Here is a 25842-nt window from a genome sequence, read left to right as displayed (position 1 = left end):
TAACCGGGCAGTTAGATAATTTACCTGGTTATTCCCTCAAGGGTTAATCCGCTTTTGGGGGTTTTATGTTCGGCGTAAGAAGTCAGGGTCAAGTTTATTAGCCACAAGGGGTATTCCAAATGGCGAAGTACATAACTCAGCGATTGATAGTGATGTTCTTCATTCTTTTGGGAGTGTTGACCATCACCTTCGTTCTGAGCCGAGCTCTTCCCGGTTCTCCGGTAGAGATGATGCTGGGGAACCACCCCACGGTGGAGCAGATTGCCGTCGCGCGGGAAAAACTGGGCTTGGATAAGCCTCTGCCGATCCAATACTTCAATTACATCGGCGATCTTCTGCGAGGTGATTTTGGCACTAGTCTGCGCACCGGGCGGCCGGTGGTGGAGGAAGTGGTCAGGCGAGTTGGCGCGACTTTTGAACTGACATTCCTGGCGATGTTCTGGGTGGTGCTGCTGGGGGTGCCGATCGGTGTCATCTCAGCGGCGCGGCAGAACTCAGTGGTCGACAATGTGGCACGAGCGGGGTCCATCGCCGGGACGGCGTTTCCAGTTTTCATCCTGGCCATGGGCTTGCAGTTACTGTTCTACGGCAAGCTCAACTGGCTACCCCTGCAAGGACGTATCGATGCTTCCATTCTTCTCGATAGCCCTTTTGAGCGTGTGACAGGCTTTTACCTGATCGACACTCTGCTGGCCGGTAATTTCGTAGCACTGTGGAGCGCCATCAAACACCTGACGCTACCCGTGCTCACCTTGGTCATCGTGACCTTGGCCACTGTCACCCGGATCACCCGAAACATGATGGTGGAGGTGCTATCCGAGGAGTACATCCGTACGGCCGTTTCTTACGGTGTACCCAAGTGGCGTATCCATTACGCCTATGCCCTGAAGGCGACAATGATTCCGCTCCTGACAGTGGTGGGCCTGACCTTCGGTTACCTGCTCGGTGGTGCGGTAGTTGTTGAGTTCATTTTCGATTGGCCTGGCCTGGGCGGCTTCGTGGTGTTTTCAATTGCCCAGAATGATTTCCCCGCTGTGATGGGCGCCACCTTGGTGCTGGCCACGACGTATCTGTCGATCAACCTGATCGTTGATCTCTTGTATCACCTTGTTGATCCGAGGTTGCGAGTCCAATGAGTATCCAAGACGTATCCCTGTCCATGCCCTCGCGAGCCCCATCATGGCGTATCAAGGCCCTGGCGTTTGCCAGCGATAACAAGTTGTTTGTATTCGGCGCGCTGTTGTTGCTGCTGATCATCCTGGCGGCAGTCTTCGCCCCCTGGCTTGCACCTTATGAGCCGAACAAGATTGTCTTTTCCCAGAAATTGCTGGCACCCAACTGGGCACACTGGATGGGCACCGACGAGTTTGGTCGCGACATTCTTTCACGGGTGCTTTATGGCGCACGCACCTCGCTGATCATCGGAGTGAGCGTGACTCTGATTGCGATGCTGATCGGGATTCCGATTGGGCTTGTTTCCGGTTACTTCGGTGGTCGAGTTGATACGCTGCTGATGCGTTTATCAGATGTGTTTCTGGCCTTTCCGCCGCTGTTGTTGCCGATCGCTATCACCGCTGCGCTGGGATCGGGATTGGCCAACGCCATGTTAGCGCTCGCTGTCTCCTGGTTTCCCTGGTACGCGAGGATCATGCGCGGTGCGGTAGTACGGGTTCGGTCAGAAACCTATATCCATGCCGCCCGTTCCATGGGGGTCAGTCACTGCCGTATTTTGCTTCGCCATGTACTGCCCAATGCCACCACGCCTGTGATCGTGCAGGGCTCCATGGACTTTGGTTACACCATTCTCGCCGCTGCCTCGCTGAGCTTTATCGGGCTGGGGGCCAAGCCGCCCATGATCGAATGGGGGCTGATGGCCGCGGCGTCGCGCTCGCAGTTGCTCGAGAATCCCTGGACGGTGCTGTTTCCCGGAGTGGCGATTTTTGTTCTGGTGCTGGCCGTCAACCTGGTGGGTGACGGGCTGCGCGATGTGCTCGATCCAAAGAAGGGGACGCGCTGATGATCGACGAATCCTTGCAATATTCTGCTATCGAGCGTCTCGCCGCTTCGAACAACGACGCAGCTCAAGACCTGGTGCTGGAAGTGGAAGGGCTGACGGTGTCTTTCCCTGGTTTGTTCAAGACCGTAAAGGCCGTACGCGGCATCGACCTTAAGGTAAGGCGCGGTGAGATCCTCGGGTTGGTGGGGGAGTCGGGCTCGGGCAAGTCTATGACGGCCATGTCTTGCCTTGGATTGATGCCTGAAGCCGCTCGGCTGGAAGGCAGTGTCAGGGTCGCCGGACAACAGGTCAACGGCGCCTCGGCATCGCAACTAGCGGCTTTGCGTGGCGGTGGCGCGGCGATGATCTTCCAGAATCCGATGAAGGCGCTCAACCCGTTCTTCACCATCGGGCGGCAGATGTTCGACGTCATCGGCTGCCATCGGCAACTGAGTAAGGCACAAATCCGCGCCGAGGCGCTGAGCTCGCTGGAAGCGGTAAGCATGCCAGATCCCCCTCTGGCGTTAGCCAAGTACCCGCACCAGATGTCTGGCGGTCAGTTGCAGCGAGTGGTGATTGCCATGGCGCTGGCCTGTCGGCCGAAACTGCTGATCGCCGATGAGCCGACTACGGCGCTGGACGTCACCGTGCAGGCGCAGATCATCGCTCTGCTGCGCAAGCTGGCACGGGAGCAGGACTTGGCGATTCTGTTTATCACCCACAACCTGGGGGTAGTGGCTTCGCTCTGTGACCGGGTGGCGGTGATGTATGCCGGCGAGGTGGTGGAGAGCGGTCCGGTGGGCGAGGTGTTCAAACGACCTGCACACCCCTACACCCTGAAGTTGATGGGCACCGTGCCAAAGTTGGGGCAGGGACCCCAGCCCCTGGGCTTCATCCCGGGGCAGGTGCCGAACATGGCGGCTCCCCCGGCTGGCTGTGCCTTCAACCCACGTTGTGAACGCGCCACCGGACGCTGCAATCACGCTGCGCCTAGGGTTGTCATCGGCAAGGAGCATTGGGCAGCTTGCCACGACATATTGGTCAAGGTGTGAGGCTTCTTTGAAAGGTAAACGGCTATGAACAACAAACAGCCCGCACTGCTGAGTGTCAATCAGCTGCACAAGACTTACGCCAGCCGCGACGGCCTGGTGACCGCCATCGACCACATCAGCCTGGAGGTGCAGGTCGGTGAGACGGTCGCGCTGGTGGGGGAATCCGGTTGTGGCAAAAGTACGGTTGCCGCGACCTTGCTCGGTCTGCTGCCAGCCGATAGTGGGCAAATTCTGGTCGAAGGTCGGCCGCTGCCCACTGATGCCAGGGAGCGGGGCAGGAGCTTGAGTATGGTGTTCCAGAATCCCTACGCCTCGCTGAACCCGAAAATGACGATCAAGGCGATTGTTGCCGAGCCGCTGAAGGTTGCCTTTGGTCTGCGCGGTAGCGCCTTGCACGCGCGCATTCTCACGCTGCTGGGAAATGTGGGGATGGGCGAGGAGCACATGGAGCGCTATCCCCATGAATTCTCCGGTGGCCAGTTGCAGCGTATCGCTATCGCCCGGGCCCTGGCGCTGGAGTCAAAACTGCTGATCCTCGATGAACCTACGGCGGCGCTCGACGTGTCGGTCCAGGCCCAAGTGCTGCAATTGCTCAAGACGCTGCAGACCAGTAATGGCCTGAGCTACCTGTTTATCAGCCACGACCTTGCGACGGTCGAGTATCTGGCGCAGCAGGTGCTGGTGATGTACTTGGGGCGCATCGTCGAGGCCGGGCCTGTGGAGCAGGTGTTTGGCCGACCGCGTCATCCCTACACTCGTGCGCTGCTCAATTCAGTGCCCTCCATCGACCCGGAACGCCGTGACCAGTTGCAAATCCTGAGTGGCGAGATCCCCAGCCCCTTGAACCGGCCTGCCGGGTGCCACTTCGCGCCCCGTTGTCCGCGGGCCAGTGAGCGTTGTCGCCGAGAGGTGCCAGCCGAGACCCAGGATCACGGCCACCGCTTTTCTTGCCACCACCCTCTAAACGATGAGAACTGAACCCCTATGTACAATAAAAAAGACATGACCGCTCCCGGCATTGGTTATCAGGACCTAAGTTTGATGCAGGGCTATCCGCCGTCCCGGGAAAAGCAAGTCGGCCTGCATAATTGGGACAGTCCGCCCTATAACCGCTGGTCGTTCCAGCACATGAGCCAGTTGTTTCCGGTGGCCGCTATTCATCGCAGTCCCGGGCCGGTCACCGAACTCGAGCGCAACGAACGCTCACTGGACGACGTACGTTTCCAGCGGATCGACGGCGGACAAACCGATCTGGCGACTTTCTTGACCGATAGCTACACCGATGGTTTTTTGGTGCTTCATCAAGGCAAGGTGGTTTCGGAGCAGTATTTCAACGGTATGCAGCCGCACACGTTGCATCTGTTGCAATCGGTGTCCAAGACCGTCGTCGGTAGCCTGGTCGGCAGATTGATCGGCCAGGGCAGAATCGATCCCCAAGCGCGTGTCAGCGACTATGTGCCCGAGCTTTCGGCAAGCGGTTATGGCGACGCCCGGGTAAAGGATCTTCTGGATATGCGCACGGGAGTGAGATTCAGGGAGGACTACACCGATCCGGATGCTGAATTCATCCAGTTGGATATCGCCTCGGGTTGGCGTGAACGGGGAGAGCGGGAGTCACCTGACAGCATTTATGGTTTGTTGAAGTCGCTGAGTAAAGATCGTGAACATGGCCAGTTCTTTGAGTATCGCTCAGTGGATACCGACGTGTTGGCCTGGGTCTGTGAGCGGGCCTGCGGCGAGCGGCTCCCCGTCTTACTGAGCCGGGAGATCTGGTCAAGACTGGGGGCAGAACAAGACGCGAATATCACCCTCGATTGCGTTGGAACGGCATTAGCCGATGGCGGGATGAGCGCCACGCTGCGTGATCTGGCGCGCTTTGCCCAGATGTATCTGCAGGGTGGACGTTTCAACGGCCAACAGATTGTTCCAGAGGAATTTGTGCGCGCATGCGGCCGTGGTTCCACACCGGCTTTTGAAGTTCTCTATGGCTTCTATGTCAAACACTTTCCTGGCGCCGCCTATAGCAATCAGTGCTGGGTGCTGGACAGTGAACAGGGTACCTATTCGGCGCGTGGAGTATTTGGGCAGAGTATCTATTGGGATCCGGCTTCTGAAGTGGCAATCGTAAAACTTTCCAGTTGGCCGGACTTTATCAACTCAGAGTGGACGTTGAATACCTTCCGTGCTTGTGCAGCTGTGGTTGAAGAACTGCAACGCAGCTGACGCGGGAGTGTGAATGACCGCGGCTTGTCACGCACCTCCCAGCCTTGGTGAAGAGGTGCCAAGTGCAGGCTCGGCATAGCTACACCCAGACCCGGCTGGCCACCGGCGGCTGACCCTCCCGGCCCTAACTTGGACGCTGTTTGCAGCCTTCGTTCTGGTGGGCCTTACCCCTTTCATCCAGACCGCGCTTTTGCCGTGGCCGGGATGAGTGTTGCCAACAATAAAATAAACAAGAGACGGAGCGACCATGAACTTGAACACCACCCGGGCCTTGCGCTCATTGACCGCGCTGGCGCTGTTGGGGGCCCTTTCCACCCCAGCGATGGCGATCCAGGTCACCGACAACCTCAATCTCGGCGGTGCCGTCCGGGCGCGTTGGGACTATGACCCGGATCGTGACATCCAGAAGTTCAACTTCGACACCGCGATCCTCAACGCCAATTACAACTCCGACACCTGGATCGGCGAGGCCCAGTACCGTTTCTACGGTCGAGCCTACCCTTACAACTACACAAAGCATGTCGGTGACGTCCAGTTCGCCGAATTGGCGTGGATCGGCTACAAGTTCAACCCCGACCAGCAGGTCCAAGTCGGCCTGAACCAGCTGCCGTTCGGTTTGCAGCCGTACTTCGGCAGCACGTTCTACCAAACCCTGGGCAGCGTCATGGGGTTGGAAGACGTGGAAGAAGTCGGCGCCAAGTACATCCAGCAAAGCGGCGACTGGAATATTCAGGCCGGTTACTACCTGCGCCCCGCTTGGCAGGGTAAAGGCACTAGCAATGGTGAAACCTACTCCACCGTAGTCTCCGAAGCGGACAGCTATGTCATCGACGGCAGCAACAACCAGGAACGCAACACAGTGGTCCTTCGGGTGGCCAAGGCGCTGGACTTGGGACCGTGGAAGTCCGAAGTCGGGATCTCCGGCCTGACCTCGTCCCTGGAGAACCGCGACACCAACAACGATGGCCGGCGCAATGCCATGGCGGTGCACTACATCGGCAAGAACGGCCCATGGGGCGTGCAACTGCAAGCCGCGCGACAGCAGATGTCCCCGCGCAACCCCGGCACCGATGAACTGGTGACTTTCGGCAGTTACGACGCCACCTTCAACGTCGCCAGTCGCGGCAACTTGTACGTGGCGGATGTAAGCTATGACGTCAGCGGCAAGTATCTGTTCGATCAGATCAGCGGTGTGAAGCTGTACGCCAACTACAGCGCCTTCGATAAATCTGCGGACGATTTCAAGACCTCGCAACGGATGATTTTCGGCACGTCGTTCTCCCTCAGCAAACTATGGATCGCCACGGAATGGTTGTACGGCAAGAATGATCCGGTCATCGGTGGCGGCAGCCTCACCCAGAGTCTGGGGGCTGGTGGTAGTAACCAGTGGGAAAACCAGTTGTACATGAACATCGGGTATTACTTCTGATCCGGGTTTTTTGGCAACAGCCCTAAAGTCCTCTTCGCGAGCGGGCTCGCCCACAGGTTTAGCGCATAACCTGTAGGCGAGCCTGAATTGGTCAAGTAAGTCCGGACACCGATTGCGGTGTTTATGCCGCTTTTTGCTCCATGGCTATTGGCGACAGCTAGTTGTTGTAGCTGTGGAGCCTGGTGCGGTTGCCTGGGTATTTAATTTGGGTTTCTACACGGCCCTTGGTTTAACGAATCCTCTCTCACTTCGAGGCAAAATCATGACGGATTTGCTTGCACAAAAAGATGTTAAAAATCACCTCCATCCTTATACGGATGCTCGACTTCATGAGGCGGATGGCCCCCTCATTATCGAACGTGGAGAAGGAGTTCATGTTTATGATAATCAGAATAAGCGATACATCGAGGCGATGTCAGGGCTATGGAGTGTAGCGCTTGGTTTCAGCAACCAGCGGCTGATCGAGGCTGCCGAAAAGCAGCTACGTACATTGCCGTTCTATCATGTGTTTTCCAGCAAGGCACACCGCCCCAGCATCGAGCTCGCCGAAAAATTGGTGGAGATGGCTCCGGTGCCGATGAGCAAGGTGTTTTTCACCAACTCCGGCTCTGAGGCAAACGACACAGTAGTTAAGCTTTTATGGTACCGGAACAATGCTCTGGGGAAGCCGGCCAAGAAAAAGTTCATCAGTCGGCAGAACGCCTATCACGGTGTCACTACTGTAAGTGCGAGCCTCACTGGGCTGCCGGCAAATCAGCGCGGTTTTGACGTTCCCCTGGCGGGCTTCCTGCATGTCAGCTGCCCGCACTTCTATCGATATGGTCGACCGGGTGAAACAGAAGAACAGTTCGCAGATCGCCTCGCCCGAGAATTGGATGATCTGATCATCAAGGAAGGCCCTGAGACGGTCGCAGCGTTTTATGGCGAACCTCTGATGGGAGCGGGGGGGGTGATCATTCCGCCGAAGACCTACTGGGAAAAGATCCAGAAGGTGTGCCGCAAGCATGACGTCTTGATTGTCGCGGACGAGGTCATCTGTGGTTTCGGTCGAACCGGAAATATGTTCGGTTGCGAGACCTTTGATATCAAACCAGACGTCATGGTGGTATCCAAACAGCTGTCGTCCTCCTATCAGCCCATTGCAGCCATACTGATCAATGATGCCGTTTACCAAGGTATTGCCGATCAGAGCCATTCGATTGGCACTTTAGGGCATGGCTTCACTGGTAGCGGGCACCCGGTAGCTACTGCAGTCGCCCTGGAGAATCTTAAAATTATCGAAGAGGAGGGCCTGGTTCAGCGTGCTGCTGAAATGGGGATTATCCTTCGCAAAGGGCTTCAGCAGTTTGCTGATCATCCAATGGTTGGCGAGGTTCGTGGTGTGGGGTTGATTGCTGCCGTTGAGTTGGTAGCCGACCGGCACACAAAAGAGCCTTTTGAGGCTGTTGGCAGACTCGGGCGGTATCTGTCCTCTCAGACCCAGGAGCGTGGAATGATCAACCGAGTCATGGGAGATGCATTGGCATTCTGTCCTCCGTTAATCTCAACGGAGAAGGATATCAATGAAATCCTTGGAGTTTTTGCGGCTTCTTTGGATGCGACACAGCACTGGTACCTCAAACACACTGCACAGTAGTTAACGCCACTCACTACAGGCAGAGCCTGAATGCGGAGTCTTCCGGCCTGCCGCTTCGTACTCGCTTTAGGACTCGTCTCGAATTGGTCCTACGCAATTGATACCGTCGGCCGGACGACTGCTCTTCCGAGTGGCTGTAGGTAGAGCTCGCTAGCATGGCTTGGAGTCATCTTTTTTTGCTCTTGATACACCCTGAAAACAAGTCCAGAATTGAGTCCATTCCTGCTTCAGGAATAAAAGAAACCCCTTATATTTCAATGAGTCGGATACCGGATGCGAATCTCGTTTCCCTCTCCAATTTCACAGAAACGCCGCTCACTGACCGGCGTTTCTGTTTGTGCGTAATTTGTTGGATCGCGTCGAAGCTAGCTCAAGATCTCTACTTTCGTTCCCCGCGTTTCCTCCGGAAGCTGCCTCTAAATCGGTTCTTCAGAACCATAAGTGCAGGCAAGAGACCATACGAAGAATTAGCCGCTGGTCGAAAAGCTAGACTCCATCCAGGGTGTGGGCTGAAGTGTGGGCTGGCGCTATTTGTCAAACTACAGAAACGACAAAGCCCTGAATAATCAGGGCTTTGTCGTATAAAGATGGCGGAGGCGATGACCTTCTATTGTGTCTCAAATACCTACAAACCATCCTGGTCAATCATGATCTCAGTGAGCTTCTCGCTCAGCAGGCTCCAGGCTGCTTTTTTCTCTTCCGCATAGTCATGATGTAAGTAGTGCCGGCGGACCCGAGAACCTGCGAGCACATGGTTCTGGCACCGATCTATCACGTCAAGGCTTATGCCCCAGGCTTGCATCATGGTTGCTCCTGTTCGTCTCAAGTCATGGGGTGTCCATTCCCCATTCGCACCACCGGACAGCACCAGGGTGTCATCATGTCGGCGACGGGAAAGCGGTTTGCGATTTTTGAAGCGTGATTGGCGGTCTCCCACCTGTTTGCTGACGACCTTGAGATCGACATGACCATCATGATGCTTTGCGGGGAAGCACCATTGAGAGTGTCCCGTAAGCAACCGAAGCTTGCTGAAATAGTGGGTCACAAACGCAGATAGGAACACGTGGTGGTCCTGCTTCTTTCCACGGCTGCCTTTGACGTTTGCCACGGGAATAAACCAGACGCCATTTTCCAGGTCTACGTTTTTCCATTCGGCTTGAAGAAGTTCACCGATCCGGCATAGCGTTCCCAAACAGATCCAAAGCGCAAGTTGGGACTCTGGTTTGAGTGGGCGAATCCCATCGTACTTTTCGCCGGCAGGTAGTGCTGCGTAGTCCGCAGTCATTTTTTCAAAGCGGTGGTGTAGTTCTTGAAGTTCGCTAGAGGAGAGGATCCGAGTTCGCTCCTCCTGGTAGTCACTGGGTACCAGTTTGTTGATTTCGACCAAGTCTGCTGGGTTTCCGTCAATCAGCAGCGTTCGCCATGGCTGGCGTTTTTGGGCCCATCCAAACATCTGAACGATATCCGAAAAAAGACTGATGGCTTGACGAGTAGCGCCGCGAGCCATTACGGACCGCACCAGGTTCCGCAGGTCATGCTCACTGATTGAACTGATGACTTTTGAGCCAAGGGCGGGGTAAAGATCTTTCGCGAACTTTCTCCGTAGCTCGGCATTACCATCCTTGCGTGCCACACCATCGCGAAGCCATTCTTCCGCCAGGTCCAGCAGCGTTAGCTCCTTAGACTTTTGCCGATCAGCCTCCGCGAGTTGAGCAGCCAGTTCCGCTTTTTGTCTGACCTTCCCGGCGCGCTTGTTTTCATTAGGATTGATCCCTTTGGCTACAAGGTCTCGCGCTTCGTTGCGCTCCTTGCGGATTTCGGTCAACGACTTGTTTGGCCAGGTACCGCAGGAAAAGCGGGTGTAAATACCTTCCCAACGAAATTGGAAGTAAAAGGGGATGGCGACACCTTTTTTGCGGAGTGAGACCCTGCCTGAGAGGCTGCCTTCGTCGCGTATAACGGTGCCGACATCTCGCTCAATGAGTGCTTCTAGTTCTTTGGCGGTGAGCTTGGCCATAATCAACCTTCTGAGAAATTTACTCCCACATTTACTCCCACGGATCCGTCAGCTAAGGGTAGGTCAGGATAGCGGTTGATGGAAGAGTTAATCGCTGAAAGGTCCTATTTTACTGGGGCTTAGAATTCTATAGAGGTGTTGTGCGAACTAGGGATGTCTAGTGCTTAACTGAATGGGGTGCTAGGGGTCGAGTGTTCGAATCACTCCGTCCCGACCATATTTTTCAATGACTTAGCCCGATCTGAAAAGGTTGGGCTTTTTCATGCCTGCAAAATTACCCCCCACATTTACTCCCACGGTTATCCTGGATCTAGCCTTGAATCGACGCCCGCCGTTCCGACGGACGCCCAATCGGGCTATAGAAATTGGCGAGGTAATGGCCAGCGTTGATGCTGGCGCCGAATTGACCCACGAGCTGAAGCAAGACTGACCTCCTCTAAACCGGCACAAATTCCGCATAGGCAATGGTTCGAGAGAGCACATGCGCCTGGCAATCGAATTCTTCGAACGTACCTGTGGCAAACGTCCCGTGGGCTGGTATTGCCGATATGGCGCTAGCGACCCCGCATGATGTCGATCGGGCTGCATCCACGCATGGTGGGCCGTCCCGGGAAAGTAAGGGCGATCAAGCAATTCATCGAGTATGCCAGGCAGTACAGCGATGCCTGGTTTGCTACGCGCGAAGAAATCGCCCGTGCCTGGCTTGAACGAACTTGATTGCGTGGTGATCACGCCGGATCAAAAAAATGATGCGCTGCTCGACAGAAGTCGCCATTCAATCCCGAGCAATCTTGTCATTTGCCAAGGCTTAGGGCAGGGTCGATACCACTGAGATCTCTGCCAAAGGAGTCACCCTATGTCAAAGCTATATCCCAGTATCGATCCCGAGGGGCTGGTCGAGTACTCAGTGGTCTACACCGACCGCTCGCTCAACCACATGTCGCAGTCATTTCAAGGCGTGATGAAGAACATTTCCAGGACTCTGAAACAGGTCTACAACGCCCAGGCTGTCGCGGTGGTCCCGGGCAGCGGCACATTCGGCATGGAAGCGGTGGCGCGACAGTTTGCCACCGACCAGCAGTGTCTGGTGATACGCAACGGCTGGTTCAGTTATCGCTGGAGCCAGATCCTTGAGATGGGCAACATCCCGGCGGCCACCACGGTGCTGAAAGCCCGACCGGTCGACACCGGTCGCCAGGCTGCCTACGCCCCACCCCCTCTGGACGAAGTGCTGGCAGCCATTGCGGCTTCGAGGCCGCAGATTGTCTTCGCCCCCCACGTTGAAACCTCATCAGGGATTATCCTGCCCGACGACTACCTGCGGGCCGTCGGCGACGCCGTGCATGCGGTGGGTGGCCTGTTCGTGCTGGACTGCATCGCCTCAGGCACGCTTTGGGTTGATATGCGCAAATGCGCAGTCGACCTGCTGATCAGCGCGCCGCAGAAAGGCTGGAGCGCCTCCCCTTGCTGCGCCCTGGTGATGCTCGGTTCTTTGGCCCTTGAGCGCATCGAGCAGACGCAAAGCAGCAGCTTCGCCTGCGACCTGAAAAAGTGGCTTCAGATCATGCAGGCCTACGAACAGGGCGGGCATGCCTACCATGCGACCATGCCCAGCGATTCCCTCGCGCGGTTTAACGAGGTGATGAAAGAGACGCAAGCCTACGGTTTCGAAAAGGTCCGCGGCGAACAACAGGTCCTGGGTGATCGGGTGCGCGCAATGTTGAGCGGCAGAGGCATCAAAAGCGTGGCCGCAGCCGGCTTTCAGGCCCCTGGCGTAGTGGTGAGCTACACCGATGATGCCGACATCAAGAGCGGCAAGAAATTTGCCGAGCACGGCCTCCAGATCGCCGCCGGAGTGCCGTTGCAATGCGACGAGCCGGCCGACTTCCAGACCTTCCGCATCGGTCTGTTCGGACTCGAAAAGCTGCACAATATCGAGCGCACGGTCAGCACCCTCGCGCAGGCACTGGACGAGGTGATGATTAACTGAACCGGTATTCGACACCGTTACCACAGTGGTCTGGGACATGTTGAAAACCACGGGCGCCAACAACGATCTGGCCATGGCCTGTGCGGCAGTCGATGTGTGGATGCCGGGCATCGAACTGTACAGGTGGCGCCTCTTACACACCGTCGTACTGATACACGGTCGCACTCCAATACTGGCTGTCGTTACGTTTTTGCCGAGCCCAACCGTCAGCGACCAGTTGATTGGCGATCATTCGGTTCATAAAACCATGACCGAGCAGCAGAACCGGTCCATCACTGGCAAGGGACTGTAATCGTTTGGCTGCCGTGCTGGCGCGGATCCTCGCAGTGCTGGCGGATTCGACGTTGCGTGAGTAACCGCACAGCCATAAGACTCGAAGGATAAATGCCCAGGTAAACGGTGATAACCGTGGCAGCTTCCAATGACCACAAGGTAGTTGTGCTTCGCAGAAAAGTGCGTCGACCAGTGCAGGCTTCAGGCCGAGCGCCTGGAGGGAGGTCAGCGCACGAGGCGCGCTGCTTGAAACAATCACCGTGGCGGTTGCGGCGAGTTGCATACTGGCAGGCGGGATCGGGTGGTGGGTAATTTCGGATCGGTTGTATTGCTCGATCCATTCTTTCATCTCGATCGCTGAGATTTTGTCGGTAGCGGCCAGTTTTGGCTGGCCGTGACGCATCAGGATTATTTCCCTGTTCACAAATTTACGTCCTTGTTCTGGTGCGTGGTAAATGACCAGTAAGTGCGGTCTCGGGAACTCAAGGTACGCCTCGTGTGCCAGCACCGTGGTTTTCAAACCAGTCGTGATCACGGTACCACGCCACGGTGTCAGTGATTGTCAGCTCTAGCGCCCGGAAACTCAGGCCAAGCTCCTGTTCACTCTTGCGATGGTTGAAGCAGGTGCGGTCCTTCTCTCGTACCAACAGGCGCAACGTGGCCATGCTCAGCAGAATGGGCTTGCCGGTAAGGCGTGCATAGATCTCCTGCACAGCCGCCAGGGTGTATAGAAACGGCAGCGGTAGTTGTCGAACGGGCGTCTTGACGCCCGCTATACGTCCTAGAACCGGGACCAGCTGACCCATCGTCATATGTCGGCCCGCCGCGAGATAGCGCTCACCTCGTCGGCCATGTTCGGCTGCGGCAATCAGCGCCGATGCCACATCACGGGCATCGACAACGGAGAAGCTGCCAGGGATCAGCCCGGGCAACTTGCCGTTCACGACATCGTTGACCAACTGTCCCGAAGAGGTCGGGCCAATGTCGGCAGGGCCCCACATCCAACCGGGCAGGACCATGCAGGCATGCATCTCGGGATGTGCTTCCAGGAATGACAAGACGACACGGTCGGCGAGGATCTTGCTGCGGTAGTAGTCATCCGCGTCGGCGTCGGCCCGCAGACATGTCTCATCGATGGACGCGCCAGGTGCGCCGTCGAGCACGGCAATGGAAGACGTATGGACGAACCGTCGTATACCGGCGCGGTAGGCCTGGTGAATCAGGTCCCGCGTACCGGCGACATTGATTTTTTCGAGCTCCTTCCAGTGCCTGCCACCCTTGTAGTTATCGCGAAAGAACGCTGCGGTGTGAAACACCGTATCGCAGCCTTGCAGCGATGCGGCGAATGCGTCGACATCGGCCATGTCACCCACGACCAGCTCCACACCCGGCAGATTGTTGAACTGCTGTTCACCTTTGGCTCTTGAGCGGACCAGGCCTTTGACCCTGTAGCCACGAGCGACCAATTCACGCACCAGGTTGTTGCCCAGCAAGCCGGTTGCTCCAGTAACAAATGCGCTGCGCATGGCTCAACCCTCACCCTGTCCGGCTAACGGCATCAACACCGCACTGTCGAAGAAGACCTCTTCACGGATGGCCAGTCCGTCTTTGAAGGTGAAGTGTGCGGCGTAGTGCACGGTAATATGGCGTCCATGGGGTGCAATCACCCGGCCTGGCAGCACCAGGGGGGCGGCGAAGGTGCCGGTCAGCAGGGCAGTCAGCGCCAAACGATCGTCAGCGACCATGAATGGGGTGAAGGTCACTTGGGCATCGGGGAGTGCGTAGAACAGCGCAGTCTCTCTTTTGCGCATGGATTCACGACCGGCTTGAACCCCCATGCCATCGACGTAGATGAAGTCTTCGCAAACCAACGCAAGCATCGCCTCCACATCACGGCAATTGAAGGCTCTTGCGGCGCGTTCCGCATAGTCGTTGGGGCCAGTAGTCATACAATCCATTCCATTCGTTTCGAGGGCCTGTAGATATACCTTTGAGGCCTCCCTCGAAAAACAGCGACTACTGCATAATGGATTTGCACATATGCAGACCAGGGAGGACAGGACGCATGGCGTTGCAAGCAAATTGGGACGATCTTCGTCTGCTGTTGGCAGTTTCGCGGCGTGGCAGCTTTCTTCAAGCTGGCCAGTTGCTGGGTATCGCGGCGTCTACCGTGTCCCGCCGCCTGACCCAACTTGAGGTCGCACTGGGCGAGCCACTCGTCGAACGGGGCGTTGAAGGATGCTGGTTGACCTCACGGGGCCAATCCCTCGTGGAAGTTGCCCTGGCCGCGGAAACTGGCTTGAGGCGTCAAACCGCTGCTGGCCTATCCGGGGTACACACAGAGTTATCTGGCAGTGTCCTGGTCAGCGCAGGAGAGGGGTTCTCGTCTTGTGTGCTGGAGGCCGCGAGTCGCTTCACTTCTCTGCACCCGCGTTGCTCGGTGGAGCTGATGGTAACAGCCGACTTTCACAAGATCGTCCGCGGCGTGGCAGACATTGCTGTACGTACAACTCATCTGGGTGAGCCGTCGCTGATTTATCGACCAATAGGCCGGCTCGCCTACGGTGTCTTCGCTGATGCAGGTTATCTGAAGCGGTTTCCAGGGGTGACCCCGGCCACTGCGGTCAATATTGCCTTGCTTCCCCCGCTGGACATGTTGCCGCAAATGCGTGCGGCAAAGGCCGGTGGTCTGGACCGCGCGCAGATCAGTGTGAACGCGTTCGCGGTTCAGCTCGAATCGGTGAGGCGAGGAATGGGTGTGGCCGTACTGCCCCGTATTCTGGCAAAGGACTTGATCGAGTTGTTCCCGGATCTCCAACTTCCAGATATGGAAGTCTATCTGGTGACCCGGCCTCAGGCATTGAAACAGGCTCACATCAAATGTTTTTTTGCCATCCTGGAGCAGGTGCTGCTCGAAGCCCTCTCCATGGAAAATGTCGAAGGTTGCCTCTCTGGGGGGGACCATGAGTATCGGAAGAATAACGATGCTATGAGGACGCAGGACTAAAGATGCCGACTGATGACGGAGGCTATGGCGGCGGAAAAATTACGCTTTTTTTACGATGGCTTTTGTTACTCGCAACGATACTGGCCGGGAAAATTGACATTGCCTTTATGCCTCGCAACTCTCGGCTTCTTCGTCTTTACCCTCAAGATTTCCTTAGGCTGTTCAATGTTGCTTGCGGGGGAGTAGAAGGTGGTGCGGGTCTGTCGCAGGCCCTTCAGAACGAGTGATCACTTGGCTGTGCAAGGACGACGGTCTTTACGACTCATCTGAATTTGATGGCAGTTTCACTGAAGTCCACCGGCCTTGAATTCTCACGGAATGCGTTTTCGGCCCTCAATACTCGAGACGTAGAAAGTGAGCGAAACATCGCCCCATGCCATTGAAAAACCTCATCGCAAATCTTCAGCGGCGGGACTGCTTATCGCTGCTGTCGGAGTGGTGTATGGAGATATCGGCACCAGCCCCCTGTACACGCTAAAGGAAGTGTTTGCCGGTCACTACGGTGTCCAGGCCAACCACGATGGCGTGCTGGGCATTCTATCGTTGATCTTCTGGTCGTTGATCTGGGTGGTCTCGATCAAATACGTGTTGTTTATCCTGCGGGCCAACAATCAGGGCGAAGGCGGCATCATGGCGTTGACGGCGTTAGCCCGCCGCGCGGCCTTACCTTATCCGCGCATGAGCAAGGCACTGGTGCTGCTCGGTCTGTTTGGTGCGGCACTTTTTTACGGGGACAGCATGATTACCCCGGCTATTTCGGTGCTCTCTGCGGTTGAAGGACTACAGCTGGCGTTTGATGGAATAGAGCACTGGGTGGTGCCTTTGTCATTGATCGTGCTGGTGGCGCTGTTCTTGATACAAAAACACGGCACGGCTCGCATCGGTATCCTGTTCGGCCCGGTGATGGTGCTGTGGTTTGTGGTGTTGGGTGCACTGGGGATCTATGGCATTTTCCAGCGACCGGAAGTACTGCAAGCGCTCAATCCGTACTGGGGAGCGCATTTTTTTATCGCTCATCCGGGAATCGGTGTGGCCATCCTTGGGGCAGTGGTACTCGCGCTCACGGGCGCCGAAGCACTGTATGCCGACATGGGGCACTTCGGTCGCAAGCCCATTGCCCGCGCTTGGTTCATTTTGGTACTGCCAGGACTTCTACTCAATTATTTTGGTCAAGGTGCCTTGATCCTGGAAAACCCTGAGGCGGTGCGCAATCCATTTTATTTGCTTGCGCCGGGCTGGGCATTGCTGCCAATGGTCGCACTCTCCACACTGGCGACCATCATCGCTTCTCAAGCCGTGATCTCAGGCGCATTTTCCCTGACCCACCAGGCCATCCAGCTTGGGTATGTCCCTCGCATGTTTATCCAGCACACCTCCAGCCAGGAGCAGGGGCAAATCTACATCGGCACGGTCAACTGGGCGTTGATGGTCGGTGTTGTGCTGCTGGTGCTTGGTTTCGAGTCTTCCAGTGCTTTGGCCGCCGCTTATGGGGTCGCTGTGACGGGCACCATGCTGATCACCACCATCCTGTCCTCGGCCGTCGTCCTGCTGCTATGGAAAACCCCGCGCTGGTTGGCCATTCCGATGCTGCTCGGTTTTCTGCTGGTAGACAGTCTGTACTTCGCGGCCAATGCACCGAAGATCTTCCAGGGCGGTGCGTTCCCGGTGATTGCCGGCATTGGCCTGTTCATTTTGATGACGACCTGGAAACGGGGCCGCAAGATCATTGTTGAACGGCTGGACGAAACCGCGCTGCCTCTACCACTGTTCATCAGTAGCATCCGCACGCAGCCTCCTCATCGGGTACAAGGTACGGCGGTGTTTCTGACGGCCAGGTCCGATGCCGTTCCGCATGCGCTGCTGCACAACCTGCTGCATAACCAGGTTTTGCATGAGCAAGTGGTGTTGCTCACCGTGGTGTCTGAAGACAGCCCTCGTGTGAGCGCTGATCGACGGTTTGAGGTTGAAGCCTATGGCGAAGGATTCTTCCGGGTCAGCCTGCACTTCGGCTTTATCGAGGAGCCCGACGTCCCCTTGGCGTTGAGTCTCTGCCACTTGGCCGAGCTGGACTTCAGCCCGATGCGCACCACCTATTTCCTGAGCCGTGAAACGGTGATCCCGACCAAGCGCATCGGCATGGCCCGTTGGCGAGAAAGCCTGTTCGCGTTTTTGCTGAAGAATGCCAACAGCAATCTGAAGTACTTCAAATTGCCGTTGAATCGGGTGATCGAGTTGGGCACGCAGGTTGAGATGTAAAGAGTCATTGAGGACCATCAGCCCTCCGTGTTGAGGGTTGAACCAGCGCCTTCGAGCGACCCTGCGGTTGCTCGAAGGCGCTCTGGTCACTTCAGGTTGCCGCTGAGGAACTGCCGCAGACGCTCACTCTTGGGGTTACCCAATACGTCCTCGGGTGCACCCTGTTCTTCGACCTGCCCCTGATGCAGGAACAGCACCTGGTTCGACACTTTGCGCGCAAAGCTCATTTCGTGAGTCACCATGATCATGGTGCGGCCTTCTTCGGCCAGCCCCTGGATCACTTTGAGTACTTCTCCCACCAGTTCAGGGTCCAGGGCTGAAGTCGGCTCGTCGAACAGCATGATCTCCGGTTCCATGCTCAGGGCACGGGCAATGGCGACGCGTTGCTGCTGACCACCCGAGAGAAACGCCGGGTATTGATCGGCCACCCGTGCCGGTAAACCGACCTTGTCCAGGTAGCGCCGGGCGCGATCCTCTGCGTCCTTCTTGCTGACGCCCAGCACCCGGCGTGGGGCCATGGTGATGTTCTCAAGCACGGTCATGTGGCTCCACAGGTTGAAGTGCTGGAACACCATCGCCAGGCGAGTGCGGATGCGTTGCAGTTCATTGGCGTCGGCCACGCGCATGCCGTGGCGGTCATGGACCATTTGAATCGGCTGGTTGTCCAGGCTCATGGCGCCGTCGTTGGGCGTTTCCAGGAAGTTGATGCAACGCAGAAAGGTGCTCTTGCCCGAACCACTGGCGCCAATCAGGCTGATCACATCGCCGGTCCTGGCGTTTAGCGAAACGCCCTTGAGGACTTCATGGTTGCCATAACTTTTGTGCAGGTTTTCAACGGTCAGTTTGTACATGAACAAGCATCCTGAATTAGTGAGCCGGGCCGAGGAAAGACAACCAACGGCGTTCAGCCAGGCGGAACAGGCCGACCAGCGCAAAAGTGACTGCCAGGTAGATCAACGCGGCGATGCCGAACGACTGGAAGGTCAGGAAGGTCGCCGAGTTGGCGTCTCGCGCGACTTTCAGAATGTCCGGAATGGTCGCGGTGAAGGCCACGGTGGTCGAGTGCAGCATCAGAATCACTTCGTTGCTGTAGTAAGGCAGCGAACGACGCAGGGCGGATGGCATGATCACGTAGGTGTAAAGCTTCCAGCCGGTCAGGCCGTAGGCTTTGGCCGCTTCGACTTCGCCGTGGTTCATGCTGCGAATGGCCCCGGCGAAGATCTCCGTGGTGTAGGCGCAGGTGTTCAGGGCGAAGGCCAGGATGGTGCAGTTCATCGCATCGCGAAAGAACGCATCCAGCACGGGCTGAGCACGCACCGCGGCCAGGCTGTAAATGCCGGTGTAACAGATCAGCAGCTGAATATAGAGTGGAGTACCCCGAAACAGATAAGTGTAGAACTGCACCGGCCAGCGCACCCAGACATTGTCCGAGACCCGGGCAATCGACAGCGGGATCGACATCACGAAGCCGAAGAAGATCGAGGCGCTCAGCAGCCAGAGGGTCATGGCCAGCCCGGTGATGTGATTGCCGTCCTGGAACAGGAAAGGTTTCCAGTACTCCTGTAGAAGTTCGATCATCGCACGGCCTCCCGGGTACCTGCGGCGTAGAAGATTTCCATCCGGCGCAAGACGTAGTTCGAAACGGTGGTTATCACCAGATAGATCAAGGCGGCCAGAATCAGGAAGAAGAACAGCTGATAGGAGCTCTTGCCCGCATCCTGGGCCACCTTGACCAGGTCGGCCAGGCCAATGATTGACACCAGCGCCGTGGCCTTGAGGATCACCATCCAGTTGTTACTGATCCCCGGCAGGGCAAAACGCATCATTTGCGGGAACACCACCAGGCGAAAGCGCTGAGCGCGGGTCAGGCCGTAGGCGGTAGCCGCTTCCATCTGCCCTCGCGGTACGGCAAGGATGGCGCCACGGAAGGTTTCGGTGAAATAAGCCCCGTAGATGAATCCCAGGGTAATGACCCCGGCGCTAAAGGGATTGATTTCGATGTATTCCCATTCCATGAAATCGGTAAACGAGGTCAGCCAGGTTTGCAGGCTATAGAAGATCAGCAGCATCAGCACCAGGTCCGGCACCCCGCGGATCAGCGTGGTGTAGGCCTGCGCAGGGACGCGCAGCAGCGCTGATTTCGAAAGCTTGGCGCTGGCGCCGATCAGGCCCAGGCCAACGCTTACCAACAAGCACAGAAAGGATAATTTGACAGTCATCCAGGAGCCTTGTAGCAACAGCGGGCCGAAGCCCTTGAGGCTGAAGCCTGACAGCCCAAGAATCTGCAATAGGTTTTCTAGCATTGAGCAGCCCTACGTCAATCAGAAAAGTGCCCATCCGAAAATGGGCGCAGGGTCATTATTTGCCGCTGTAGAGATTCAGATCGCCAAAGTGCTTCTGCTGGACGGCCGCATAGGTGCCATTGTCGTGCAGTGCCTGGATACCTTTGTTCAGCAATGCCTGGAGTTCGGCGTTGCCTTTGCTGAGACCCACGGCGGTTTTGGCTGGCAGCAGGGGGCTTTCGATCGGCGCGCTGACTTGGAAGTCGGCGCCTGGCGGCGACTTCAGGAAGCCCAGTTCGGCTTGCAGCATGTCCTGGATTGAGGCATCGAGGCGTCCGGAGACCAGGTCAGCGTACACCTGGTCCTGGTTGGCGTAGGCTTGGGTCTCTACCCCGGCCTTGTCCAGCACGGCCTTGGCGTAGGCTTCCTGGATGGTGCCTTGCTCGTAGCCGACTTTCTTGCCCTTGAGGGAGGCCTGATCGGTGCCGATGGCCACGCCTTTCTTGAATACCAGCGCGGTCGGGCCAGAGAACAACTCGTTTGAGAAATCGATAACTTTCTCGCGCGCTGGCGTGGCGGTCATGGAAGAGATCACGCCGTCGAACTTGTTGGCCTTGAGGCCGGGAATCATGCCGTCGAAGTCGCTTTCGACCCACTTGCACTTGACCTTCAGCTCTGCGCAGATCGCGTTACCCAGGTCGATATCGAAGCCCACCAGGCTGCCATCGGCGGCCTTGGATTCGAATGGCGCATAAGAGGGGTCGACGCCAAAGCGCAACTCTTTGTACTCCTTGGCCAGCGCAGAACCGGCAGCCACACACAAAGCTAATGCAGAAAGGGTGAGAAATGCTTTTTTCATTATTTTATTCCCAGGGACCATCGGAAGCGCTTGTGACGCAAAAGCATATTGACTGTTTGGCAAGATGTCTTATGCACACGCAGATACTTGTACAGACAAGCATATGCAATCACCCGGCCAATTCGCGCAGTGGGCGTTTGAGAAAGCGCGTACAGCGCTCTGGGCTGGGCTTTTCAGGCAAGTGAGTGCAGGGCGGGAGGCCGCCTGCGAGGCTGTTACCAAAGCAGTTTTTTACACCCGGCTGGGGTATGGGGTAACAAAGTGTGAGATCAAGGACGTTGATTTTCAGGCAGTGTGGATTTTTGAAGGTGTACATATCCGTTGCTGCGGTAACCGCCGCTCAGGGTTGCGCCCTTACGGCGGGTCACTTGTAAAAACGGAACGCCGCCCGGCCTCACGAGGGGCGTGTCCCGCAACAGCAACCGAGGCGGCCTACCGGCCGGCCTGGTTGCTGGGTGCGTTCGAATTTTCCTGGCTCAATCCTTGATGCTCCAGCAGCACCGACGGTCAGCACGACGTAGTTCAACGCTCAGCGCGCTGGAAATAACGCCAGAACAGTAATGCATAGACGATGTCACCCGATGCCGCTACTGGCAATGGCCAGGGGATGCTGCCCGCCAGCCAGTGACCATAGACCACCACAACAAACAGTACTTTCAGGATAATCCCGAGCAGGATATAGGGACGATACTGCAGCGGATCGCGAGCGATCATCCAATAGGCCCAGCCGAATATGATAACCAGGCACGTGGTGAGTTGAATGAAGAGGGTTGAGGTGGGGGTAATTTGCAGCCCCAACAGTGCAGCTACGGGTCGCAGGGCCACAAGTAATGGAAGACCCGCGAGTACGTTGAAACAAGCGGCAGAAATAAAAAGCTTGCGGGTATAACTGTCGGTCATGGAATTGTTCCTGAGAGGTGGTGACGCTTCGCGTCGCGCTGAGACATCTTGTAACTTCCGGGCCTCAGCCAAGCAGCTTGAGTAATGCCGGATAGCTATTGGGGAACAGCCTGCTTATCCAGAACAAGGTGCTCGACTTGTTCCCTGTGATAATGCGCTTGGTTCCTTTGCGCAGCCCCTTGATGATGTCGCTGGCACAATCCGCCGCTGGCGTCAGCAGCATCTTGTCTGCCAGTGCCGTGAACCTTTCTTCTGTTTTGCCGGCGGCCTTACAACGTCGTCCGGACTTCTCGATATTGGTTCGAATTCCTCCGGGGTGCACACACACGGCGCGCACGCCGCTGTCCTCAAGTTCCGACCAAAGCGCTTCGGTGAGACCCCGTACGGCGAACTTCGACATGTTGTAAGCGCTTTGCATCGGGAAACCCACCAGGCCAAATACGCTGGAAATGTTGACGATGCAGCCTTCTCGCTGAGCCTGCATCATCGGCAGGAACGCTTTGGTACCGTACAGCACGCCCCACAGGTTGATACCGAGTTGCCACTCGTACTCATCGATGGAGGTGTTGGCAACTGTCCCGATGACTGCGGCACCTGCGTTATTGATGACGAAGTGCGCCGTGCCAAAATCTCGCTTTACCTCGTCGGCATGGGCCTGGAAGGCGTCCCAGGACGATACGTCCAGGAGGTAACCTTTCGCTTTGCTGGCGTCAGGCAATAGCTTCATGGTTTTGTCGAGACCCACCTGGTTGATGTCCGACAGGGCGACATGCGCGCCAGCTTCCACCATCTGGATAGCCAACTCCCGACCAATGCCGGATCCTGCGCCGGTGATGACGACTACTTTGTTTTGGAACATGTTTTTATCCTTCTTGTTTTGATTGGTTTGGCCACTACAAATTTTTCTGACAAGAACTATTTGCTGAGAATGTGGATCGCGACGGCTGCCTCCTCAATACCCTGCAAACCGCCGCCGTTCTCCTGGATTGCATGGCGTGCGCCATATACCTGGCGTGCGCCAGCCTCTCCGCGCAGTTGCGTCACAAGTTCGTAGAGTTGTCCGATCCCGGTAGCGCCGAGTGGATGGCCTTTCGATTCCAGGCCACCTGAGGTATTGACCGGGATGCGCCCGCCCAGCGTGAATTCGCCACGTTCAGCCGCAGGTCCGCCCTGACCGAACGGGACCAGGCCCAGGTTTTCGACCTGAATGATTTCGCCCATCGCCGAGGCGTCATGGACTTCGGCGACATGCATGTCTTGCGGCCCCAGGCCCGCCTGTTCATAGGCCTGGTTAGCTGCCAGGTGACCGACGTTCAGTTCCGGCTGATCGAGCCGGCGATGGCTGAAGCTACGGATGACGCTGGCCGCTATCTTGATGCAGCGGCTTCTGTCGGCACCGATGCGTGCGAGTCCTTCCTCGGTGCACAGGATGGCTGCTGCTGCACCGTCCGACAGCGGCGCGCACATTGGCAGGGTGAGCGGATAAGTGATCGGAGGGGCGGCAAGGATTTCGTCGATACCGAAGGCTTTGCGAAATTGCGAGTAGGGATTATGGACCGAGTGAGTGTGGTTTTTTGCCGACACCGCTGCGATCTGCCGCTGCGTGGTGCCGTAGGTTTTCATATGCTGGCGGCACAATGCGGCATAGATGGCCATGAACTTACTGTAAGGCTTGTCCGATTCCGACCCGGCGGGCGGCACTACACCTTCGCCCATTTTTACCAGCGTCTGATAATTCTCTTCGGCGCGAGATACGTCCCAACCAGCCTCGAACAGCGAGAGGGCTTTCAGTTTATCCGGGATGTTCATCTTTTCCGCACCCAACGCCAGCGCGATACTGGCTGTACCGGCCTTGAGACTTTGCACGGCCAAATTGAAGGCTGAGCTACCCGAAGCGCAGGCATTCTCGATGTTATAGATAGGAATGCCTTCAATACCGATCTTGCTGAACACGACCTGACCCGGGATCGAGAGCTGGCCTTGCAATGGGCCATTGGTCATGCCGGCATAAAACGCGATATCGAGATCGGCGGCAGTGCAGTGGGCGTCCTTCAATGCGCCCTGGAAAGCCTCGCGTGCCAAGTCGTCGAGGCTGCGTTCGATGTGGCGACCGAAGACGGTCATGGCGATGCCGGCGATATAGATATTGCTCATGGAAAATTCCTTATATTCAGTGGGTCAGTGTCCAGTTCGCACCCCACGACGTGGTTGACGTTGGGTGCGCCTGGGCAGCGGCTTACTGAAGTTGCTGGTCGTTACCAGGTTCAGGCAGGCGTATCTCGGCCATGTGCACGCCGAGGTTGAAATCGACTCGATTTTTTTCCCGATCGGGTCGTTCGACGGGCCTGAGATCCGCGGTTGTGTCAGATCTTGCGGGCCGAGTTTTTCCAATACGGCTGACGCAGTTCTTTTTTCAGCACCTTGCCCACCGGACTACGTGGCAGGCTGGTCGTGAAGTCGACCGACTTCGGTGCCATCACGCTGCCCAGCCTGGCTTTGCACAGCTCGATAAGCTCCTGCTCGGTGGTTTCCTGGCCTGGGTTGAGCTCGACCACGGCCTTGACGGCCTCGCCCCATTTTTCATCGGGCACGCCAATCACGGCACAGTCCTGAACCGCCGGATGTCCCCACAGCACTTGCTCGACCTGGCTGGGATAGACGTTGAAACCGCCGGAAATGATCATGTCTTTTTTGCGATCGGTGAGGTGCAGATAGCCTTCGGCATCGATATGGCCGATGTCGCCGGTATGCAGCCAACCGTCGACGATGGTCTCGGCGGTCTTCTCCGGCTGCTTGTAGTAACCCTTCATGATCAGGTCGCCGCGCACGCATATTTCACCGGTTTCACCGCGCGGCAGGATCTGGTGGGTGTCGCTCATCACTTCGACGCGGACCAGCGGGTTAGGGCGGCCGACCGAGGACAGGCGTTCGTCGTCGGCGAATTGGCCGTCCACCAGATGCTCGTCAGGACGAAAGTTGGCGATGCTGGCCGGTGCTTCGGTCTGACCATAGCCGCCGGTCATGACCGGGCCGAAAATCTCGATAGCTTTCTTCAGCTTGTCTACCGACATCGGAGCCGCGCCGTACATCAGGTACTTCACCGAGGAGAAGTCCAGCTTCTCGATGCCGGGAATTTCCAACAGCCTGTAGATCACCGTTGGCGGCAGAAAGAGCTCGCTGACCCTGTGCTGCGCAATGGCGTTCAACATCAATGCCGGATCGGGTTTGGTAATGACCACTACAGTGCCACCTTGCGCCGTGCAGGGTACGGACAACAGGCCGGCAGTGTGGGTCATCGGTGCGGCGGCCATATTCACCGGCTTTTCACCATTGCGATAAGCACAGGTCAGCATGAAGTGGGCGATGAACGTCTGCACGCTGCGGTGGGTGTTCATCACGCCCTTTGGCGTGCCCGTAGTGCCACCAGTGGGTGAGACCGCCACCACGTCGTCCATGTCATAAGCGACTTCGGGACGGCTCGCCGGCTGGCCGGCACTCCATAGCTCCAACGAAGGTGCATCGACAGCGTCGGCATCGATACAGATCCAGTGTTTGATCTTAGGCAGCCTGGACCGTAGCTCGGCGATGATTTGCGCGAAATCATTCTGGTAGAACATCACCTCGCAGTCGAATGCGTCGAGGAGGTAGTGATTCTCTTCGCTGGAATTGCGCGCATTGACTGGAATCCAGGTCATGTTGGCGCGCCATAGACCCAGTGTGCAGGCCCAGGCGGTGACGTCGTTACCTGACCAGACGGCACCCTTGGTTTCCTTCGGCAAGCCCAGTGCGAGCAACTTGTTGGCGATGCGACACGAGAGCTCGCCGATTTCGTTGAAGGTGTAGGAGCGCTCGCCCTGGATGTAGGCGACCCCGGCAGGGTTGATGCCCCAGCCGCGATCGTAAAAATCGATGATGGCCATAA

The 25842-nt window shown here is 56.9% G+C and carries 23 protein-coding genes; 11 read left to right on the top strand and 12 right to left on the bottom strand.

The features are described 5' to 3' along the window. Window positions 1-119 precede the first annotated feature (119 nt). The 7 genes from ACM6IT_RS24840 to ACM6IT_RS24810 all read left to right on the top strand — a co-directional run bounded on the left by ACM6IT_RS24840 (window position 120) and on the right by ACM6IT_RS24810 (window position 8336). Window positions 120-1136, top strand: a complete 1017-nt coding sequence (locus ACM6IT_RS24840) for an ABC transporter permease (protein WP_414918904.1) — start codon at window positions 120-122, stop codon at window positions 1134-1136. Continuing rightward, window positions 1133-2017 carry an ABC transporter permease gene (locus ACM6IT_RS24835; protein WP_095152372.1) on the top strand — a complete coding sequence of 295 codons (885 nt, stop codon included), beginning with the start codon at window positions 1133-1135 and terminating at the stop codon, window positions 2015-2017. The genes ACM6IT_RS24840 and ACM6IT_RS24835 overlap by 4 nt, the downstream gene beginning before the upstream one ends. Beyond that, window positions 2017-3048 (top strand): ABC transporter ATP-binding protein, encoded by a 1032-nt coding sequence (locus ACM6IT_RS24830; RefSeq protein WP_414918903.1) that lies wholly within the window; start codon window positions 2017-2019, stop codon window positions 3046-3048. The genes ACM6IT_RS24835 and ACM6IT_RS24830 overlap by 1 nt, the downstream gene beginning before the upstream one ends. Window positions 3049-3072: 24 nt before the next feature. Beyond that, complete coding sequence (locus ACM6IT_RS24825; protein WP_414918902.1) at window positions 3073-4026, top strand: ABC transporter ATP-binding protein; 954 nt, start codon at window positions 3073-3075, stop codon at window positions 4024-4026. 6 nt (window positions 4027-4032) lie between these two features. Then, a complete protein-coding gene (locus ACM6IT_RS24820) occupies window positions 4033-5271 on the top strand; it encodes a serine hydrolase domain-containing protein (RefSeq protein ID WP_414918901.1) in 1239 nt (412 codons plus the stop codon). A 247-nt stretch (window positions 5272-5518) separates the two neighbouring features. After that, complete coding sequence (locus ACM6IT_RS24815; RefSeq protein ID WP_414918900.1) at window positions 5519-6700, top strand: hypothetical protein; 1182 nt, start codon at window positions 5519-5521, stop codon at window positions 6698-6700. Between the two features lie 262 nt (window positions 6701-6962). After that, entirely contained in the window at window positions 6963-8336 is a 1374-nt protein-coding gene (locus ACM6IT_RS24810) for an aspartate aminotransferase family protein (RefSeq protein ID WP_414918899.1), read from the top strand. Between the two features lie 625 nt (window positions 8337-8961). Here ACM6IT_RS24810 and ACM6IT_RS24805 read toward each other — a convergent pair. After that, a complete protein-coding gene (locus ACM6IT_RS24805) occupies window positions 8962-10353 on the bottom strand; it encodes a tyrosine-type recombinase/integrase (RefSeq protein ID WP_414918898.1) in 1392 nt (463 codons plus the stop codon). An 856-nt stretch (window positions 10354-11209) separates the two neighbouring features. Here ACM6IT_RS24805 and ACM6IT_RS24800 point away from each other — a divergent pair. Continuing rightward, window positions 11210-12343, top strand: coding sequence for an aminotransferase class V-fold PLP-dependent enzyme (locus tag ACM6IT_RS24800; protein WP_056723211.1), 1134 nt, complete (start codon window positions 11210-11212; stop codon window positions 12341-12343). Window positions 12344-12476: 133 nt separating this feature from the next. Here ACM6IT_RS24800 and ACM6IT_RS24795 read toward each other — a convergent pair whose 3' ends face one another. The 3 genes from ACM6IT_RS24795 to ACM6IT_RS24785 all read right to left on the bottom strand — a co-directional run bounded on the left by ACM6IT_RS24795 (window position 12477) and on the right by ACM6IT_RS24785 (window position 14565). Further along, the gene (locus tag ACM6IT_RS24795) at window positions 12477-13019 is read right to left on the bottom strand and encodes a histidine phosphatase family protein (protein ID WP_223541026.1); all 543 of its coding nucleotides are present in this window, start codon (window positions 13017-13019) and stop codon (window positions 12477-12479) included. A gap of 79 nt (window positions 13020-13098) precedes the next feature. After that, window positions 13099-14142: an SDR family oxidoreductase gene (locus ACM6IT_RS24790; protein WP_414918897.1), complete on the bottom strand. Its 1044-nt coding sequence runs from the start codon at window positions 14140-14142 to the stop codon at window positions 13099-13101. Between the two features lie 3 nt (window positions 14143-14145). Beyond that, window positions 14146-14565 (bottom strand): ester cyclase, encoded by a 420-nt coding sequence (locus tag ACM6IT_RS24785; protein WP_414918896.1) that lies wholly within the window; start codon window positions 14563-14565, stop codon window positions 14146-14148. 116 nt (window positions 14566-14681) lie between these two features. Here ACM6IT_RS24785 and ACM6IT_RS24780 point away from each other — a divergent pair, with 116 nt between their 5' ends. The 3 genes from ACM6IT_RS24780 to ACM6IT_RS24770 all read left to right on the top strand — a co-directional run bounded on the left by ACM6IT_RS24780 (window position 14682) and on the right by ACM6IT_RS24770 (window position 17879). After that, the gene (locus ACM6IT_RS24780) at window positions 14682-15623 is read left to right on the top strand and encodes a LysR family transcriptional regulator (RefSeq protein WP_056723206.1); all 942 of its coding nucleotides are present in this window, start codon (window positions 14682-14684) and stop codon (window positions 15621-15623) included. Between the two features lie 2 nt (window positions 15624-15625). Then, window positions 15626-15850, top strand: coding sequence for a hypothetical protein (locus ACM6IT_RS24775; RefSeq protein ID WP_056723204.1), 225 nt, complete (start codon window positions 15626-15628; stop codon window positions 15848-15850). A gap of 127 nt (window positions 15851-15977) precedes the next feature. Next, entirely contained in the window at window positions 15978-17879 is a 1902-nt protein-coding gene (locus tag ACM6IT_RS24770; RefSeq protein WP_414914770.1) for a potassium transporter Kup, read from the top strand. A gap of 86 nt (window positions 17880-17965) precedes the next feature. Here the strand turns inward: ACM6IT_RS24770 and ACM6IT_RS24765 are convergent, their stop codons facing one another. From ACM6IT_RS24765 to ACM6IT_RS24730, 8 genes are all read right to left on the bottom strand, one after another. Then, window positions 17966-18730 carry an ABC transporter ATP-binding protein gene (locus tag ACM6IT_RS24765; RefSeq protein WP_056723200.1) on the bottom strand — a complete coding sequence of 255 codons (765 nt, stop codon included), beginning with the start codon at window positions 18728-18730 and terminating at the stop codon, window positions 17966-17968. 16 nt (window positions 18731-18746) lie between these two features. Then, window positions 18747-19457: an ABC transporter permease gene (locus ACM6IT_RS24760; RefSeq protein WP_056723198.1), complete on the bottom strand. Its 711-nt coding sequence runs from the start codon at window positions 19455-19457 to the stop codon at window positions 18747-18749. Further along, window positions 19454-20182, bottom strand: coding sequence for an ABC transporter permease (locus ACM6IT_RS24755; RefSeq protein ID WP_056723196.1), 729 nt, complete (start codon window positions 20180-20182; stop codon window positions 19454-19456). The genes ACM6IT_RS24760 and ACM6IT_RS24755 overlap by 4 nt, the downstream gene beginning before the upstream one ends. A 55-nt stretch (window positions 20183-20237) precedes the next feature. Then, window positions 20238-21020 (bottom strand): transporter substrate-binding domain-containing protein, encoded by a 783-nt coding sequence (locus ACM6IT_RS24750; RefSeq protein WP_414918895.1) that lies wholly within the window; start codon window positions 21018-21020, stop codon window positions 20238-20240. A 522-nt stretch (window positions 21021-21542) separates the two neighbouring features. Continuing rightward, entirely contained in the window at window positions 21543-21920 is a 378-nt protein-coding gene (locus tag ACM6IT_RS24745) for a hypothetical protein (RefSeq protein ID WP_046028203.1), read from the bottom strand. 64 nt (window positions 21921-21984) lie between these two features. After that, complete coding sequence (locus tag ACM6IT_RS24740; RefSeq protein WP_056723190.1) at window positions 21985-22779, bottom strand: SDR family NAD(P)-dependent oxidoreductase; 795 nt, start codon at window positions 22777-22779, stop codon at window positions 21985-21987. Between the two features lie 56 nt (window positions 22780-22835). Further along, window positions 22836-24074, bottom strand: a complete 1239-nt coding sequence (locus ACM6IT_RS24735; protein ID WP_056723188.1) for a thiolase family protein — start codon at window positions 24072-24074, stop codon at window positions 22836-22838. Between the two features lie 209 nt (window positions 24075-24283). Continuing rightward, on the bottom strand, window positions 24284-25840 hold the full coding sequence (locus ACM6IT_RS24730; RefSeq protein WP_056723186.1) for an AMP-binding protein: 1557 nt from the start codon (window positions 25838-25840) through the stop codon (window positions 24284-24286). Between the last annotated feature and the right edge of the window lie 2 nt (window positions 25841-25842).

The sequence above is a fragment of the Pseudomonas sp. IT-P4 genome (assembly GCF_949767755.1).
In the GTDB taxonomy this organism is placed as follows: domain Bacteria; phylum Pseudomonadota; class Gammaproteobacteria; order Pseudomonadales; family Pseudomonadaceae; genus Aquipseudomonas; species Aquipseudomonas monachiensis.
The sequence above is the reverse complement of the archived record's forward strand: the minus strand, read 5'-3'. Positions and strand labels throughout refer to the sequence as shown.